The 14,785-nt window shown below is 44.4% G+C and carries 12 protein-coding genes; 4 read left to right on the top strand and 8 right to left on the bottom strand.

All coding sequences use genetic code 11. The features are described from left to right. Positions 1-74: 74 nt before the first annotated feature. Genes L3V36_RS15755 through L3V36_RS15745 form a run of 3 tightly spaced genes read right to left on the bottom strand, consistent with a single transcriptional unit; the run spans position 75 to position 3,992 of the window. On the bottom strand, positions 75-920 hold the full coding sequence (locus tag L3V36_RS15755) for a DmsC/YnfH family molybdoenzyme membrane anchor subunit (RefSeq protein ID WP_102447682.1): 846 nt from the start codon (positions 918-920) through the stop codon (positions 75-77). A gap of 1 nt (position 921) precedes the next feature. Then, on the bottom strand, positions 922-1,542 hold the full coding sequence (locus L3V36_RS15750; protein ID WP_004733360.1) for a DMSO/selenate family reductase complex B subunit: 621 nt from the start codon (positions 1,540-1,542) through the stop codon (positions 922-924). Positions 1,543-1,553: 11 nt separating this feature from the next. Continuing rightward, positions 1,554-3,992 (bottom strand): DmsA/YnfE/YnfF family dimethyl sulfoxide reductase, encoded by a 2,439-nt coding sequence (locus L3V36_RS15745; protein ID WP_102441637.1) that lies wholly within the window; start codon positions 3,990-3,992, stop codon positions 1,554-1,556. Positions 3,993-4,190: 198 nt separating this feature from the next. Between L3V36_RS15745 and L3V36_RS15740 the strand changes: the two genes are divergently transcribed. Continuing rightward, positions 4,191-4,757: a molecular chaperone gene (locus tag L3V36_RS15740; RefSeq protein WP_102447683.1), complete on the top strand. Its 567-nt coding sequence runs from the start codon at positions 4,191-4,193 to the stop codon at positions 4,755-4,757. Then, positions 4,757-5,269, top strand: coding sequence for a ferredoxin-type protein NapF (gene napF, locus L3V36_RS15735; protein ID WP_102445390.1), 513 nt, complete (start codon positions 4,757-4,759; stop codon positions 5,267-5,269). The genes L3V36_RS15740 and napF overlap by 1 nt, the downstream gene beginning before the upstream one ends. A 179-nt stretch (positions 5,270-5,448) precedes the next feature. Here napF and yfaE read toward each other — a convergent pair whose 3' ends face one another. From yfaE to ubiG, 4 genes are all read right to left on the bottom strand, one after another. After that, the gene (yfaE, locus tag L3V36_RS15730; protein ID WP_004733364.1) at positions 5,449-5,727 is read right to left on the bottom strand and encodes a class I ribonucleotide reductase maintenance protein YfaE; all 279 of its coding nucleotides are present in this window, start codon (positions 5,725-5,727) and stop codon (positions 5,449-5,451) included. Continuing rightward, positions 5,727-6,860: a class Ia ribonucleoside-diphosphate reductase subunit beta gene (nrdB, locus tag L3V36_RS15725; protein WP_004733365.1), complete on the bottom strand. Its 1,134-nt coding sequence runs from the start codon at positions 6,858-6,860 to the stop codon at positions 5,727-5,729. Before nrdB ends, yfaE begins: the two co-directional genes overlap by 1 nt. Before the next feature lie 101 nt (positions 6,861-6,961). Beyond that, positions 6,962-9,244: a class 1a ribonucleoside-diphosphate reductase subunit alpha gene (gene nrdA, locus L3V36_RS15720; protein ID WP_208775175.1), complete on the bottom strand. Its 2,283-nt coding sequence runs from the start codon at positions 9,242-9,244 to the stop codon at positions 6,962-6,964. Between the two features lie 508 nt (positions 9,245-9,752). Further along, complete coding sequence (ubiG, locus tag L3V36_RS15715; RefSeq protein ID WP_017078713.1) at positions 9,753-10,496, bottom strand: bifunctional 2-polyprenyl-6-hydroxyphenol methylase/3-demethylubiquinol 3-O-methyltransferase UbiG; 744 nt, start codon at positions 10,494-10,496, stop codon at positions 9,753-9,755. A gap of 258 nt (positions 10,497-10,754) precedes the next feature. Between ubiG and gyrA the strand changes: the two genes are divergently transcribed. Continuing rightward, positions 10,755-13,442, top strand: a complete 2,688-nt coding sequence (gyrA, locus tag L3V36_RS15710; protein WP_004733368.1) for a DNA topoisomerase (ATP-hydrolyzing) subunit A — start codon at positions 10,755-10,757, stop codon at positions 13,440-13,442. A gap of 200 nt (positions 13,443-13,642) precedes the next feature. Next, on the top strand, positions 13,643-14,272 hold the full coding sequence (locus L3V36_RS15705; RefSeq protein WP_102447684.1) for a tetratricopeptide repeat protein: 630 nt from the start codon (positions 13,643-13,645) through the stop codon (positions 14,270-14,272). Between the two features lie 51 nt (positions 14,273-14,323). Here the strand turns inward: L3V36_RS15705 and L3V36_RS15700 are convergent, their stop codons facing one another. Continuing rightward, on the bottom strand, positions 14,324-14,668 hold the full coding sequence (locus L3V36_RS15700; RefSeq protein WP_077680269.1) for a rhodanese-like domain-containing protein: 345 nt from the start codon (positions 14,666-14,668) through the stop codon (positions 14,324-14,326). Positions 14,669-14,785 lie beyond the last annotated feature (117 nt).

Genomic DNA, 14,785 nt, shown 5'->3' with positions numbered 1-14,785 from the left:
TTAGTTTATCTAGCCTTCTAGATAACCAAACAAGCAGCTATGTTTACACGTAACTCATGTCTGTAAGAACTTGATTACAAACCGCTTGTCATATGTAGACTATAGAACAAACCACGGCCGATTAACTCTGAAGCCAAGAACAATACTAGTGCTAAGCCAAGGTTTACTGGGTTCACTTTTGCTTTGTTCAGCATAGGTAGAATCCAAATCAACAAGCTTGCCATCAACAATGCAACTTGAAGAATCACATAGCTGCCTAAACCGTCAACCAACTCAGATGCTTTTGCCGCTGAAGTTTGAATGTCACCGATTAGGTTCAGTTTTCCTACGGTCACAAGCAAGCTGATAGCAACTGCGATAACAGCCAGCATGGTGATGTTACGGTCAACCGTAAAGCGGCTGTCATTTGCGAATACAATCACAAACTGAGACAGCAGCAAGCCGCCCACAACCATCGTCATGATGAAGCTCAGTGGTGTGTAGATGTTGTCCCACGTCGGTACTGTATTGATCATGTATACGTTGATCATTGCGTACATGAAGATAACACCCAACACCATAGCGCCAACCATCAGTGCTTTCTGGATAGCAACGCCACCTTTCTTAACCACAGACAATAGCCATTGCAGGCCACCGACAGCGAAGAATGCCGCACCGAAGAACACTTCGTTAGACAACCAAGCAGAACCTAGTTGGTTAAAAGCATTGAACGCGCGCAGTGGAGAACCAAGGTGCGTTGTCGAGAACATGAAGCCAAGACCCATTAATGCCCACAGAATGAACATTGGAACTTTGTAGCTGTTCAGCTTCTCTTCGTCATGACCAAGTATCAGTGCACGTGCGCCAATCAGTAAGTAACCACCAACCGCAGTTTGCGCCAGCACTGTAAAGAAGATTAAAGACCACTCATGAAAAATCATCTTACACCTCCTTCGGGTTTGCTAGGTGACCACTGGTATCGCCAGTCGGCTTCGCGTTTTTGTTCAGCTTAATCACGATGTTCGGTAGCGTTTCTGTTGAAGATGGCAGTGGCGCCACATCCGCACCAGAGCCGTACTTCTCGCGAAGTGTATTGATTTCGCCAAACTCCAATGCACGAAGTGGGCAAGACTCAACACAGATAGGCTGTTTGCCTTCAGAAACACGTTGGTAACAACCATCGCATTTAGTCATGTGACCTTTCTTAGCATTGTATTGTGGTGCGCCGTAAGGACAGGCATTGCTACAGTGCTGACAACCAATACATACGCTCTCATCAACCACAACCAAACCGTCTTCATCACGTTTGTGCATCGCGCCCGAAGGACACACTTTCACACACGCTGGGTTAGTACAGTGGTTACAAGCGATAGAAAGGTAGTAAGAAAAGACATCTTTCTGAACCCAGGTATCACCATCTTGAGTGAAGCCACCACCTGCGTATTCGTATACGCGACGGTAGTTCGTTTTGATGTCTAGATCGTTATAATCTTTACAAGCAAGCTGACAGGTTTTACAACCCGTGCATTTACTTGAATCAATGTAAAAGCCGTATTGTTTCATTCCAACCTACCTTATGCTTTGTTTAGCGTTTTGATTTGAACTAGGTTTGTATGCTGAGGGTTACCCTTAGCAAGTGGGCTCGGGCGCTGAGTCGTCAGCACGTTAATAGAGCCTGCATGGTCGATCTTCTGACCATCTGGTGCGTACCATGCACCTTCGCCTAGTGCGACAACTCGAGGAAGAATCCTAGGTGTCACTTTCGCTGGAATGTGTACTTCGCCACGATCGTTGAAAATACTGACCATGTCGCCATTTTTAATACCGCGCTCTTGAGCATCAATCGGGTTGATCCACAACTCTTGCGGTGCTGCTGCTTTGATTTCAGCAACGTTGCCGTAAGTCGAGTGAGTACGAGCCTTGTAGTGGAAACCGGTTAGCTGAAGTGGGTATTTTTCTGCTAGTGGATCGTTATGACCTTCAAAAGAGTCCGCGTAAATCGGAAGTGGGTGAATCACTTCGTCTTCTTTCAGCTTCCAAGTCTTCGCGATATCAGCCAGTTGCTCCGAGTAGATCTCGATCTTGCCACTTGGTGTTGTCAGTGGGTTCGCTTCTGGATCTTTACGGAAGTCTTCGTAAGCAATGTAGTGGTGGTCGTAGCTACGTTTGTAGATACCCAGCTCTTTCATTTCTTCGAAGGTTGGCAGTGTTGGATCGTTCTTACGAGTTTCAGCGTAAAGGTGCTCAATCCATTGCTCTTGAGTTCGGCCTTCTGTGAACTCTTTTTCGACGCCCATACGCTTAGCCAACTGAGAGCACATTTCATAGATAGATTTCGCTTCGAATTGAGGTTCGATCGCTTTCTGCGCGTAGATGAAGTAAGGCATATTCGCTGCTTTACCATCCATACACCAGTCGTCTTGCTCAGACGTTGTTAAGTCTGGCAGGATGATATCGGCGTATTTCGCTGAAGAAGTCATATGGTTATCAACCACGACAATCATTTCACACGCACTTTCATCTTGAAGAATCGCGTGAGTCTTGTTGATGTCTGAGTGTTGGTTGATGATGCAGTTACCTGCGTAGTTCCAGATCATCTTGATTGGGTTCTTAAGGCGCTCTGCACCACGAACACCATCAGTGATGTCGGTCATTTCATGGTGACGGTAAATTGCATCTGTCCACATGAACATTGAAATTGAAGTTTCAACTGGGTTTGGCACAGTAGGGAAGCGAACAAAAGGAATGTTGATGTCACTTTCACGAGCACCTGTTGAACCGCCAGATACACCCACAGAACCGGTGAGTAATGACAGCATTGCGATTGCACGACACGCTAGCTCACCGTTCGCAGTACGTTGCAGGCCCCAGCCTTGGTGGATTGCGCACGGTTTTGCTGTGCCCATTTCACGGCCAAGCTTGACGATAGTATCAACGGGAATACCGGTGATCTTAGAAGCCCATTCTGGTGTCTTCTCTACGCCATCTTCACCTAAACCTAGGATGTAAGATTTGTAGTCGCTGTTTTTAGGCGCCGATGCCGGCAGTGTCTTCTCGTCGTAACCTACGCAGTATTTGTCTAGGAACGGTTGGTCGACAAGGTCTTCAGTGATCATCACGTGCGCAAGACCAGCAACCAATGCCGCATCTGTAGAAGGACGGATTGGGATCCATTGATCTTCACGGCCACCGGCAGTATCGGTGTAGCGAGGGTCGATGATGATCGTTCTTGCGTTCGATTTGTTTTTGCTTTCTACGTAATGGTGAATCAGACCGCCGCCAGACATACGTGTCTCGGCAGGGTTGTTACCAAATTGGATGTTAAGCTTGGTGTTCTCTAGGTCAGAGAAAGAGTTGTTGTTTGCCCAACCACCGTAGGTGTAGCTCAAGCCTTTCGCGATTTGCGCTGTTGAGTAGTCACCGTAATGGTTTAGGTAACCACCACTTAAGTTCATTAGACGAGCAATCAGCGTTTGAGCTGGTGGCCAAGACTTAGTTACTGTACCGCCCAGCGTACCAGTACCGTAGTTTAGGTAGATGGTGTCGTTACCGTAGTCTTTGATAAGACGTTGCATGGTGCCAGCGACTTCGTCGTAAGCCTCTTCCCAACTAATACGTTTAAACTTGCCTTCACCACGTTTACCAACACGTTTCATAGGGTATTTCAGGCGATCTGGGTTGTAAACACGGCGACGCATAGAGCGACCACGTAGACACGCACGAACTTGGTGATGACCGTATTCGTCAGTACCTGTGTTGTCTGTTTCTACGTATTTGATTTCACCGTTTTGTACATGCATACGTAATGGGCAGCGAGAGCCACAGTTTACTGTACATGCACTCCATACGATTTTCTCATCCACATTCTCAGCAACCGCAGCCGCTACGGGTTTGGATTTGAAAGGTAACGCAATACCGCCTGCGAGTGCAGCTGCGCTGCCTACTGCAGAAGAAGCCTTCATGAAGCCTCTTCGAGTAAGATTCATTACCCCAGATTCTTTCTTATTCGTCATTCTAAGATGCCTATTGTTATTGATGACTAGCACTTTATAGGTAGTTTTGTTTTTGTCTTTTAATTTTTAAATATTGATTGATTGGTATCAAATAAGAGCGAAATTTAAATGTTATGAATCGAATGTATAAAATGGATCAAAGAATGAAATGTATTTATTAATATAATTATCTTTAAACCTATAACGGTATAAATAATAATGATTATCGATACGCATAAATTATTGGGTTCGCTATTTTATCAAGCGACAAGTAAAGAACAGTTGATCACCATTGTCGAAGCTTTGGTGGAGAGTGAAGTGCTTTCTGAAGAATGCTTGCTCGCATTGAGAAGTGAAGACGAAGGTGCACTCTCAGCGGAGTTTAGCCGCCTGTTTGAAGGCGTTGGCGACATGCCAGCTCCGCCTTGGGGGTCTGTTTACCTAGATAAAGACCGCGTTGTGTTCGGTGCTTCTACTGTAGAGTATCGACAGTTTTTAGAATTGAATCAGATTGAATTAGACACGGGCTTAAGAGAACCGGAAGATCAATTTGGTTTAATGTTATTCGCCCATGCGTATTTGTTAGAGAATAATAATATTGATTCAGCGCGTGAATTGTTGGGGTTTCATTTATTAACTTGGTCTCGTGTTTATTTGGAAAAATTAAATACAGCATCAGAACTATCTTTTTATAAGAAGCTATCAACTGATGTAATAGATTGGCTTAAATACCTAACATCTGAATATAAAATAAACGTTGTTCCTAAAAAGTTATATATCGATTAATGTCTGAACAAATAAATTCAAATAGACGCGGTTTCTTAACTCGACTTTCTAAACCGGTTAAAGCCGCCGCGAATTATGAAGAGAAGTCACAACGCTCGCATGCAAGGCCGCCAAGAGCGGTCGATGAGGTGCTGTTTGAGCGTCTTTGCGACGGTTGTGGATTGTGTGAGCAAGCGTGTCCGAATAGCGTTATTGAGATGCTAGAGGGCAGTGCGCTGCTGAATTTGGATTACAATAGTTGTTCTCTGTGTAACAAGTGCAGTGAAGCGTGCCCGACTGGCGCGCTCCATCCAACGGTCACACCTTATATCGACCTCAAGCCTAGCTTTGCGGATAGCTGTAATAACTACATGCAAATGGACTGTTCAGCATGCCAAGCTGCTTGTTCAGCAAGTGCGATTCAAATCGAAGCAGGGGAGTTGCCTACGGTGGACAAAGATAAGTGTAACGGCTGCGGAGAGTGCCGAAGCGCTTGTTACATTGGCTCAGTGACTTTGAATCTTATTCAGTAGTAAACGTCTGGTTTGGCTTTGTGGCAGCGAGCTAGCAGAAAGGCTTTGGTTGAGTGAGTGACGAGTCGTCTCAGATACCTAAAGACGTAAATAGAAAAGGGTCCGCATTCCTAAAAGAAGCGGACCCTTTTTAATTCTTATTGAAGTTATTCGAGCAAAGCGACCTAAAGCCAGTTGGCTTATGCGCGTTTTTGCTTGCTTCTATGAATAACGTTACTCAGCGATAACTCAGTTTTTGCTTTGCAGATGCATGGCAAAATTTCATTGGCTTGCGTATAAGCCATAGCAAAACCAACGTACTCGACTTCACCAGAATCCAACGTACAGCGGCAAGCGCCACAGTGGCCATCTCGGCAGTTGTATTCTGGCTCTAACCCTGCTTGTTCCATTGTTTCCAATAGAGTATTTGAAGGGTTAGATTCAATAGAAGTCAGCTTGTTGATTTTGATTGTTGGCATTACAGCTCAAACCCTTCAAAGTCGTCAGCTTTTACTTCGTTGTCGATTTGGCCAACTAGGTAAGAACTGATTTCAGCTTCTTGTGGAGCAACTTGAACGTTATCTGAAGACAACCAAGCGTTGATCCATGGAATTGGGTTCGATGTTGCTTCTGGGTAAGCGGTACCTAGACCAACAGCCTGCATACGGATGTTAGTGATGTACTCAACGTATTGGCAAAGAATATCTTTGTTTAGACCAATCATAGAACCATCTTTGAATAGGTATTCTGCCCACTCTTTTTCTTGCTCAGCCGCTTCTTTGAATAGGTCGAAACACTCTTGCTTACACTCTTCAGCGATCTGCATGAATTCGAAGTCATCTTGGCCATTACGTAGCAAGTTGATCATGTGCTGTGTACCAGTAAGGTGAAGTGCTTCATCACGAGCGATTAGCTTGATGATCTTCGCGTTACCTTCCATTAGCTCACGCTCTGCGAATGCAAATGAACATGCAAAGCTTACGTAGAAACGAATCGCTTCCAGTGCATTTACAGACATTAGACATACGTAAAGCTTCTTCTTCAGGTCGTGAAGTGAAATCTTAACGTCTTCGCCGTTGATGTTGTGGTTGCCTTCACCGTAGCGGTGGTAGTCAGCCGTCAGCTTGATCAAATCATCGTAGTAAAACGCGATGTCTTTCGCACGTTTCAGGATCTCTTCGTTCTCAACGATATCGTCGAATACTACGCCTGGATCATTCACGATGTTACGGATGATGTGCGTGTATGAACGAGAGTGAATCGTTTCAGAGAATGACCAAGTCTCAATCCAAGTTTCAACTTCTGGTAGTGATACCAAAGGAAGTAGGGCAACGTTAGGGCTGCGGCCTTGGATAGAATCTAGAAGCGTTTGGTACTTCAGGTTAGAGATGAAGATGTGCTTTTCATGCTCTGGAAGCTTGTTGTAATCGATACGGTCGCTAGACACGTCTACTTCTTCTGGACGCCAGAAGAAAGAAAGCTGCTTTTCGATCAACTTTTCGAAGATTTCGAATTTCTGTTGGTCGTAACGTGCAACGTTTACCGACTGACCCAAGAACATTGGTTCTTTTAGCTGGTCATTTTTTTGTTGAGAAAAAGTACTGTAAGCCATAAATGCCTCAAATCCTTTAAAGACCCGCAATAAAACGGACCCTGTTAATGCTTTAAACCCAGAGAAGATAACTTCTCTGGGGTCTTAATGTTTATTGCGGTTTAGATCTTACAACCGCCGCCTTCACAATCTTCTTCCGGCACTTGAACTGCGTCGCCTTGGTCGTCTTTAGCACCATCACGAGTGTTATGGTAGTAAAGCGTCTTAACACCGTACTTGTACGCTGTTAGCAAGTCTTTAAGCAGCTGCTTCATTGGTACCTTACCGCTGTCGTAAACACTTGGATCATAGTTAGTGTTTGCAGAGATAGCTTGGTCAACGAATTTTTGCATGATACCCACTAAGTGTAGGTAACCGTCGTTAGTACCAATGTTCCAAAGTAGCTCGTAGTTGTCTTTAAGATTTAGGAAATCTGGAACAACTTGCTTCAGGATACCGTCTTTCGACGCTTTAACTGATACATAACCACGTGGTGGCTCGATACCGTTAGTCGCGTTCGAGATTTGAGACGAAGTCTCAGAAGGCATAAGCGCTGTTAGCGTAGAGTTACGCAGACCGTGCTCCATGATCTCTTCACGTAGCGTGTCCCAATCGTAGTGCAGCGGCTCTTCACATACTAAGTCGATATCTTTTTTGTAAGTATCGATTGGCAGTAGGCCTTTCGCGTAGTTGGTCTCGTGGAAAGATGGGCAACGGCCTTGCTCTTTCGCTAGTTCAACGGATGCTTTTAACAAGTGGTATTGAATTGCTTCAAAAGTACGGTGAGTCAGGCCATTTGCGCTGCCATCAGAGTACTTAACACCATTCTTCGCTAGGTAGTATGCGTAGTTGATTACACCCACACCTAGAGTACGACGGTTCATTGTTGACTTACGAGCTGCTGGAAGCGGGTAGTCTTGGTAATCAAGTAGTGCATCTAGAGCACGAACAACCAGTTCAGAAAGTTCAGCCAGATCGTCTAGCTCGTTGATTGCGCCTAGGTTGAACGCAGAAAGCGTACATAGTGCAATCTCACCTTCGTCATCTTCTACGTTAGAAAGCGGCTTAGTTGGTAGCGCGATTTCTAAACATAGGTTCGATTGACGAACAGGTGCTACTTCAGAATCAAACGGGCTGTGTGTATTACAGTGGTCAACGTTCTGAATGTAGATACGACCAGTAGAAGCACGCTCTTGCATCAGCAGAGAGAATAGCTCAACGGCTTTAACCGTTTCACGCTTCACTGAAGGATCGTTTTCGTACTTAACGTAAAGCGCTTCAAAACGCTCTTGGTTTTCGAAGAACGCGTCGTAAAGGCCAGGTACGTCAGAAGGTGAGAACAGGCTGATGTTGCCACCTTGAACAAGACGAGAGTACATAAGCTTGTTCAGCTGAACGCCGTAATCCATGTGACGAACACGGTTCTCTTCAACGCCGCGGTTGTTTTTCAGTACTAATAGAGACTGAACTTCACCGTGCCATAGTGGGTAGAACACCGTTGCTGCGCCGCCACGAACACCACCTTGAGAACAACATTTAACAGCTGTTTGGAAGTATTTGTAGAAAGGGATACAGCCAGTGTGGAACGCTTCACCATTACGGATTTCAGAACCAAGCGCACGGATACGACCTGCGTTGATACCAATACCAGCACGTTGAGATACGTAACGAACAATAGAGCTTGCTGTTGCGTTGATAGAATCAAGGCTGTCACCACACTCAATCAGTACACATGAACTGAATTGACGAGTAGGCGTACGTACACCAGACATAATTGGTGTAGGCAGAGAAATCTTAAACGTAGACGAGGCGTCGTAAAAACGTTTGATGTAGTCAAGACGAGTTGATTTCGGGTATTTACCGAATAAACACGCAGCAACTAAAATGTAAAGGAACTGAGCACTCTCGTAGATTTCTTTTGTTACACGGTTCTGCACGAAGTATTTACCTTCAAGCTGCTTAACCGCCGCGTAAGAAAAGTTCAAGTCACGCTTGTGGTCGATGTACGCGTCAAGCTCTTCGAATTCAGCTTTCGTGTAGTCTTCCATTAGGTGGCTATCGTATTTACCCATATCAACCAGTTTTGCAACGTGGTTATAAAGTGCAGGCGGCTCGTATTCACCGTACGCTTTTTTACGTAGGTGGAACACTGACAGACGTGCTGCTAGATATTGGTAATCAGGAGTCTCTTCAGAGATTAAATCCGCTGCTGACTTGATGATTGTCTCATGAATGTCAGTCGTGGTAATGCCATCGTAAAACTGAATGTGAGCTTTCAATTCTACTTGTGATACAGAAACATTGTGCAAGCCTTCAGCTGCCCATGTGATCACGCGATGGATTTTCTCTAAATCGATCGTTTCTTTGCGCCCGTTACGCTTGGTAACAGTAAGTTGTTGGTTCATTCTGCTTAATTTCCCTAACAAAACTGAACAAGGCCGTGTTTTTGTGTATTTCTGTGTAATTTTTGTAAATTACGTTTCGGCTTTGTGATCTTGGTCTACCCATATATTGTAGTTCAAACACAACATATAGGGGTCATTTGTTTGTTGGGTTACAAGATAGTGCTACAACTGATATTTTTCAAGGTAAAGAAATTGGGTTGCTTGTGGATAAGTGGTGGATTGAAAAAAAACTGTAAGTGACCACTAACTGATGACGTTAGACGTGACTTGATTGTACAAAAGTCGCCTTTTAAGGATGCTTTATTTTTGCACGCTCATAAAAAAAAATTCCTTGATCTTTGGGCAAAATAGGCAATGGATTTTGGACGATTAAATTTAAATCGAGGTGGTCAAAATGGAAGCTAGCGCACGAAATTTAGACTGAAAAAAGTCGCAAACTTATGGTAATTGCAACTCTTTTCATTCGTCTTTTTTACAAAATATTTTACGGTAGGGCTACCGATATTTTTTAGCCTAAGTTTTGAGTGTGAACGATGTAGTTCACATCGACTTTTTGGCCTAAACGGTAGGTGTTCGTTAACGGGTTATAGTGCAGTCCTGTAATCCCTAGTTCTTGAAGCGGAGTGTTATCAACCATTTTGATAAGCTCAGCAGGGCGAATGAACTTTTCGTGGTCGTGAGTACCTTCTGGCACAATCTTAAGTAACTTCTCTGCACCAACAATAGCGAACAGGTAAGACTTAAAGTTACGGTTCAATGTTGAGAAGAACACATGGCCGCCCGGTTTCACTAATTTTGAACAAGCCGAGATAACTGATTGTGGGTCAGGAACGTGCTCTAGCATTTCCATACACGTCACCACATCGTAAGTGTGTGGGTTTTGCTCTGCATGGTCTTCAATGGTGCTTTGGATGTAATCGAGCTTGGTGCCAGTTTCTAATGCGTGCAGACGAGCGACTTCTAGCGGTTCTTTACCCATATCTAGTCCGGTGACTACTGCACCCTCTACAGCCATGCTTTCAGCCAGAATACCGCCGCCGCAGCCAACATCGAGAACTTTCTTACCAAAAAGGCCTTCGGTTTTCTCTAGCACGTAATTTAAGCGCAACGGATTGATTTGATGTAGTGGCTTAAACTCGCCTTCTAGATCCCACCAGCGTGACGCCATGTCTTCGAATTTTTTGATTTCTGCTGGGTCTACGTTCTGTGATTTAGTCATAATCGGCATTTCCAAGTTAAATAATGCATCCATGAAATTGCAGGCATTATAACTTGCCTTTTCCTGCTGACCAGAAGATCTACAATTTTGCTAGTTTATTGGATGTAAAGTGACCATGTTTCAGCAAGATATGACGCTGAGGTGCAATTTCTCATCAATAGATTGGCTACAAGGGTCACAAGATGGTAAAAGGAGAGGGAAAGTGATGCCTCCGTAGGTAAATTTGTGTTATATTTTTCGGTCTTATACGTATTCAAAAATACGATCTGACTATAGAGGGAAAATGGCTCTATGAGCGATCTAGCGAAAGAGATCACGCCCGTAAATATTGAAGATGAGCTTAGAGGTTCATACCTAGACTACGCGATGTCCGTCATCGTTGGTCGTGCCCTTCCAGATGTGCGTGATGGCCTAAAACCAGTACACCGCCGCGTTTTGTTCGCGATGAATGTATTAGGTAATGATTGGAACAAAGCATATAAAAAGTCTGCTCGTGTAGTAGGCGATGTAATCGGTAAATATCACCCACACGGTGATAGTGCGGTATACGAGTCAATTGTTCGTATGGCTCAGCCGTTTTCACTACGCTATATGTTAGTCGATGGCCAAGGTAACTTTGGTTCGGTTGACGGCGATTCAGCTGCGGCAATGCGTTATACCGAAGTTCGTATGTCAAAAATAGCTGGTGAGCTATTAACGGATCTTGATAAAGATACGGTTGACTTCGTTCCTAACTATGATGGAACCGAGCAAATACCAGCAGTTTTACCAACAAAAATACCAAACCTATTGGTTAACGGTGCTTCTGGTATCGCAGTAGGTATGGCTACCAACATCCCGCCACATAACCTTGGCGAAGTTGTTGATGGCTGTTTAGCATTTATCAATAATGAAGACATCACTATTGATGAGCTAATGGACTACATCCCGGGTCCAGACTTCCCGACAGCAGCATTAATCAGTGGCCGTAAGGGCATTGTTGATGCATATAAGACTGGTCGTGGCAAAGTTTACATGCGCTCACGAGCGAACATTGAAATGGAAAAGAACGGTAAAGAAACAATTATCGTTACTGAAATTCCATATCAAGTGAACAAAGCTCGTCTGATCGAGAAGATTGCAGAACTTGTAAAAGACAAGAAAGTTGAAGGCATCAGTGCACTGCGTGACGAATCTGATAAAGATGGTATGCGTATTGTTATTGAATGTAAGCGTGATGCTGTCGGTGAAGTTGTACTAAACAACCTTTACTCACAGACTCAACTGCAAACAACTTTCGGCATCAACATGGTTGCTCTGAACAATGGCCAACCACAACTTTTCAACATTAAAGATATGTTGAAGTGTTTTGTTGATCACCGTCGTGAAGTTGTGACACGTCGTACTATCTTCGAATTGAAGAAAGCGCGCGACCGTGCACATATCTTGGAAGCTCTATCTTTAGCGCTTGCAAACATTGATGAAATCATTGAACTGATCAAGAACGCACCAACACCAGCAGAAGCTAAAGTTGGTCTAGTATCTCGTGGTTGGGATCTTGGTAACGTTGCATCAATGCTTGAACGTGCTGGTACTGATGCAGCTCGTCCAGATTGGCTTGAAGACCAATACGGTATCCGTGATGGTCAATACTTCCTAACGGAAACTCAAGCGCAAGCTATTCTAGAACTTCGTCTTCACCGCCTAACTGGCCTTGAGCACGAGAAGATTCTAGACGAATACAAAGCACTTCTAGAAGAGATCGCTGAGCTAATGCATATCCTTGCAAGCACTGAGCGTTTGATGGAAGTTATCCGTGAAGAACTTGAAGCGGTACGTGATATCTATGGCGACGAACGTCGTACAGAGATCACAGCAGCGGTTCATGATATCGACATGGAAGAGCTAATTGCTCAAGAAGACGTTGTAGTAACGCTTTCTAACGCAGGTTACGTTAAGTACCAAATCCTAAGCGACTACGAAGCTCAGCGTCGTGGTGGTAAAGGTAAGAGTGCAACTAAGATGAAAGATGAGGATTACATTGAGCGTCTGCTTGTTGCTAATACTCACGATAACATCTTATGTTTCTCTACTCGTGGTAAAACGTACCGCTTGAAAGTTTATCAACTGCCTCAAGCAAGCCGCACCGCTCGTGGTAAGCCTATCGTTAACATTCTTCCTCTAGAAGAAGGTGAGCGTATTACGGCTATCCTGCCTGTTTCTGAATTCTCAAACGAGAAATTCATCTTCATGGCAACAGGCGACGGTACAGTTAAGAAGACATCACTGGATCAATTCGCAAACGTGCGTGCTAACGGCCTAATCGCAGTTAACCTACGTGACGATGATTCACTGATTGGCGTTGATATTACTGACGGTAATAGCGACATCATGCTGTTCTCTAAATCGGGCAAAGTTGTTCGCTTTAACGAGGACAAAGTACGTCCAATGGGTCGCACTGCCTCTGGTGTTCGTGGTATGAAGCTCCCAGAAGACGATCAAGTGGTTTCACTGATTGTTCCTTCAAACGAAGGCGATATCCTAACTGTGACTCAAAACGGTTACGGTAAGCGTACTGAGCTGGCTGAATACCCAACGAAAGGCCGTGCAACGCAAGGTGTAGTATCTATCAAAGTCTCTGATCGTAATGGCCCAGTAGTTGGTGCTGTTCAGGTTGAAGAAGGCGATGAAATGATGATGATCACCGACGCAGGTACACTAGTACGTACTCGCGTTGCGGAAGTAAGCCAAGTTGGTCGTAACACTCAAGGTGTAACACTGATTCGTACTGCTGAAGACGAGAATGTTGTAGGTCTACAACGTATCGACGAAGTAGAAGAAGCTGAGATTGTTGAAGGCGAAGAAACTGAAGAAGCAAATGCTGACGCAGTAAACGCAGAAACAGTTAATGCAGAAGGAACGGTCGTTTCTGAATCAAGTGAAGAGCAAGCATCAGATGCTTCTGACTCTGAAAGTGATAGCGAGCAAGACACTGAGTAATCTCGATTACGTTAAGTAATTTAGCTTACCAATGAAAAAACCGAGCCTAAGTGCTCGGTTTTTTATTGCCTGCTATGTGTGGATCTTGCTCTGACTTTATCGTTGAACTGTGATCGTCAAAATATCGATAGCTAAACCTTGATCAATATAGCGAGGAGATGAAAACGATAGAGTAGAGGGGAATGAAAGAGGAGTGTGGAATGGATATCTGGTTGTTGGTTGCGTTGGTACTAATGAGTCTGTTTTTGATTGTGGTCGTTATTGCCGCGAGCAACAATGGCAGCCATCTAAAAGGCAATGTGGTGATTTCTCTTACTGCAGTGGCTTTGAGTGTGCTGGTCTGGTCTCAACTGAAACAAGAGTTACCTCAACTTCCTTTGGATGATAGCAATAACTACACGGCGACAGATTTCGAAGATGAGCTTCAACAAAGCCTCAAACAAGACCCGAATCAATCCGACTTGTGGTTTAAGCTTGGTGGTGTGTACATGCAGAAAGGGGAGTTTGATGCTGCGTTTACCTGTTACGACTACGCGATTCGCTTAGATCCTCAAGCGCCTTCTGGCCTCTATGCTGCCAAAGCAACGGCACTTTACTATCTTAGTTCTCAAGCTATGAGCGATGACGTGAATGCGTTACTGGATCACTCCATGCAGCTTGATCCCAATGATCGTACGGCATTGATGCTGATTGCGACCGATCACTTCATTAGTATGCGCTATCAACAAGCGATTGATGCGTGGACTCAAATCTTAGATTCCAATCAAAAGGGCATTGATCGTGTTTCTATTATCCATTCGATCAACCAAGCCAAACAGATGATCCGCTAAGCTTGGTTAATTGCTAAAGAGGCGATCTTACTTAAGAGCTCATTTCGAAGACTATTGGTTTTCCTGCATTTCGATTAAGCCACCGGCGTTGTGTATCTGAGTAAACCCTTGAGCACGCAAGAATTGATAAGCTTGCCCTGAACGATTGCCACTGCGGCAATACAACACTATGGGTTGCTCTTTATCTATCTTAGCAAAGTGAGTAGCCACTTCAGAAAGAGGGTAGTTGATGGCGTTGTCTAGATGCCCTTGTTCGAACTCTGCAGGTGTTCTGACATCAACCACTAATGCACCTTTCTCTATTAATTCCCACCCTGTCTCAGCGCGCTCAGATGCGTGAACGCCTGAACTGAGTAGTGCAATACATAATGCCGAAAGCGAAAGTAAGATTTTCATTGTTTATTCCTTGAATTGGCGAGTGGATCGGGAGTTCGATAGTGATGTGTCTTCCCCAAAACCTAAAAAACCAGCCACACAATAATAGTGTGACTGGTTTTTACGTAATGGTCTAAT

It is taken from the genome of Vibrio sp. G-C-1, assembly GCF_021728015.1.
Lineage (GTDB): Bacteria > Pseudomonadota > Gammaproteobacteria > Enterobacterales > Vibrionaceae > Vibrio > Vibrio splendidus.
The sequence above is the reverse complement of the archived record's forward strand: the minus strand, read 5'-3'. Positions and strand labels throughout refer to the sequence as shown.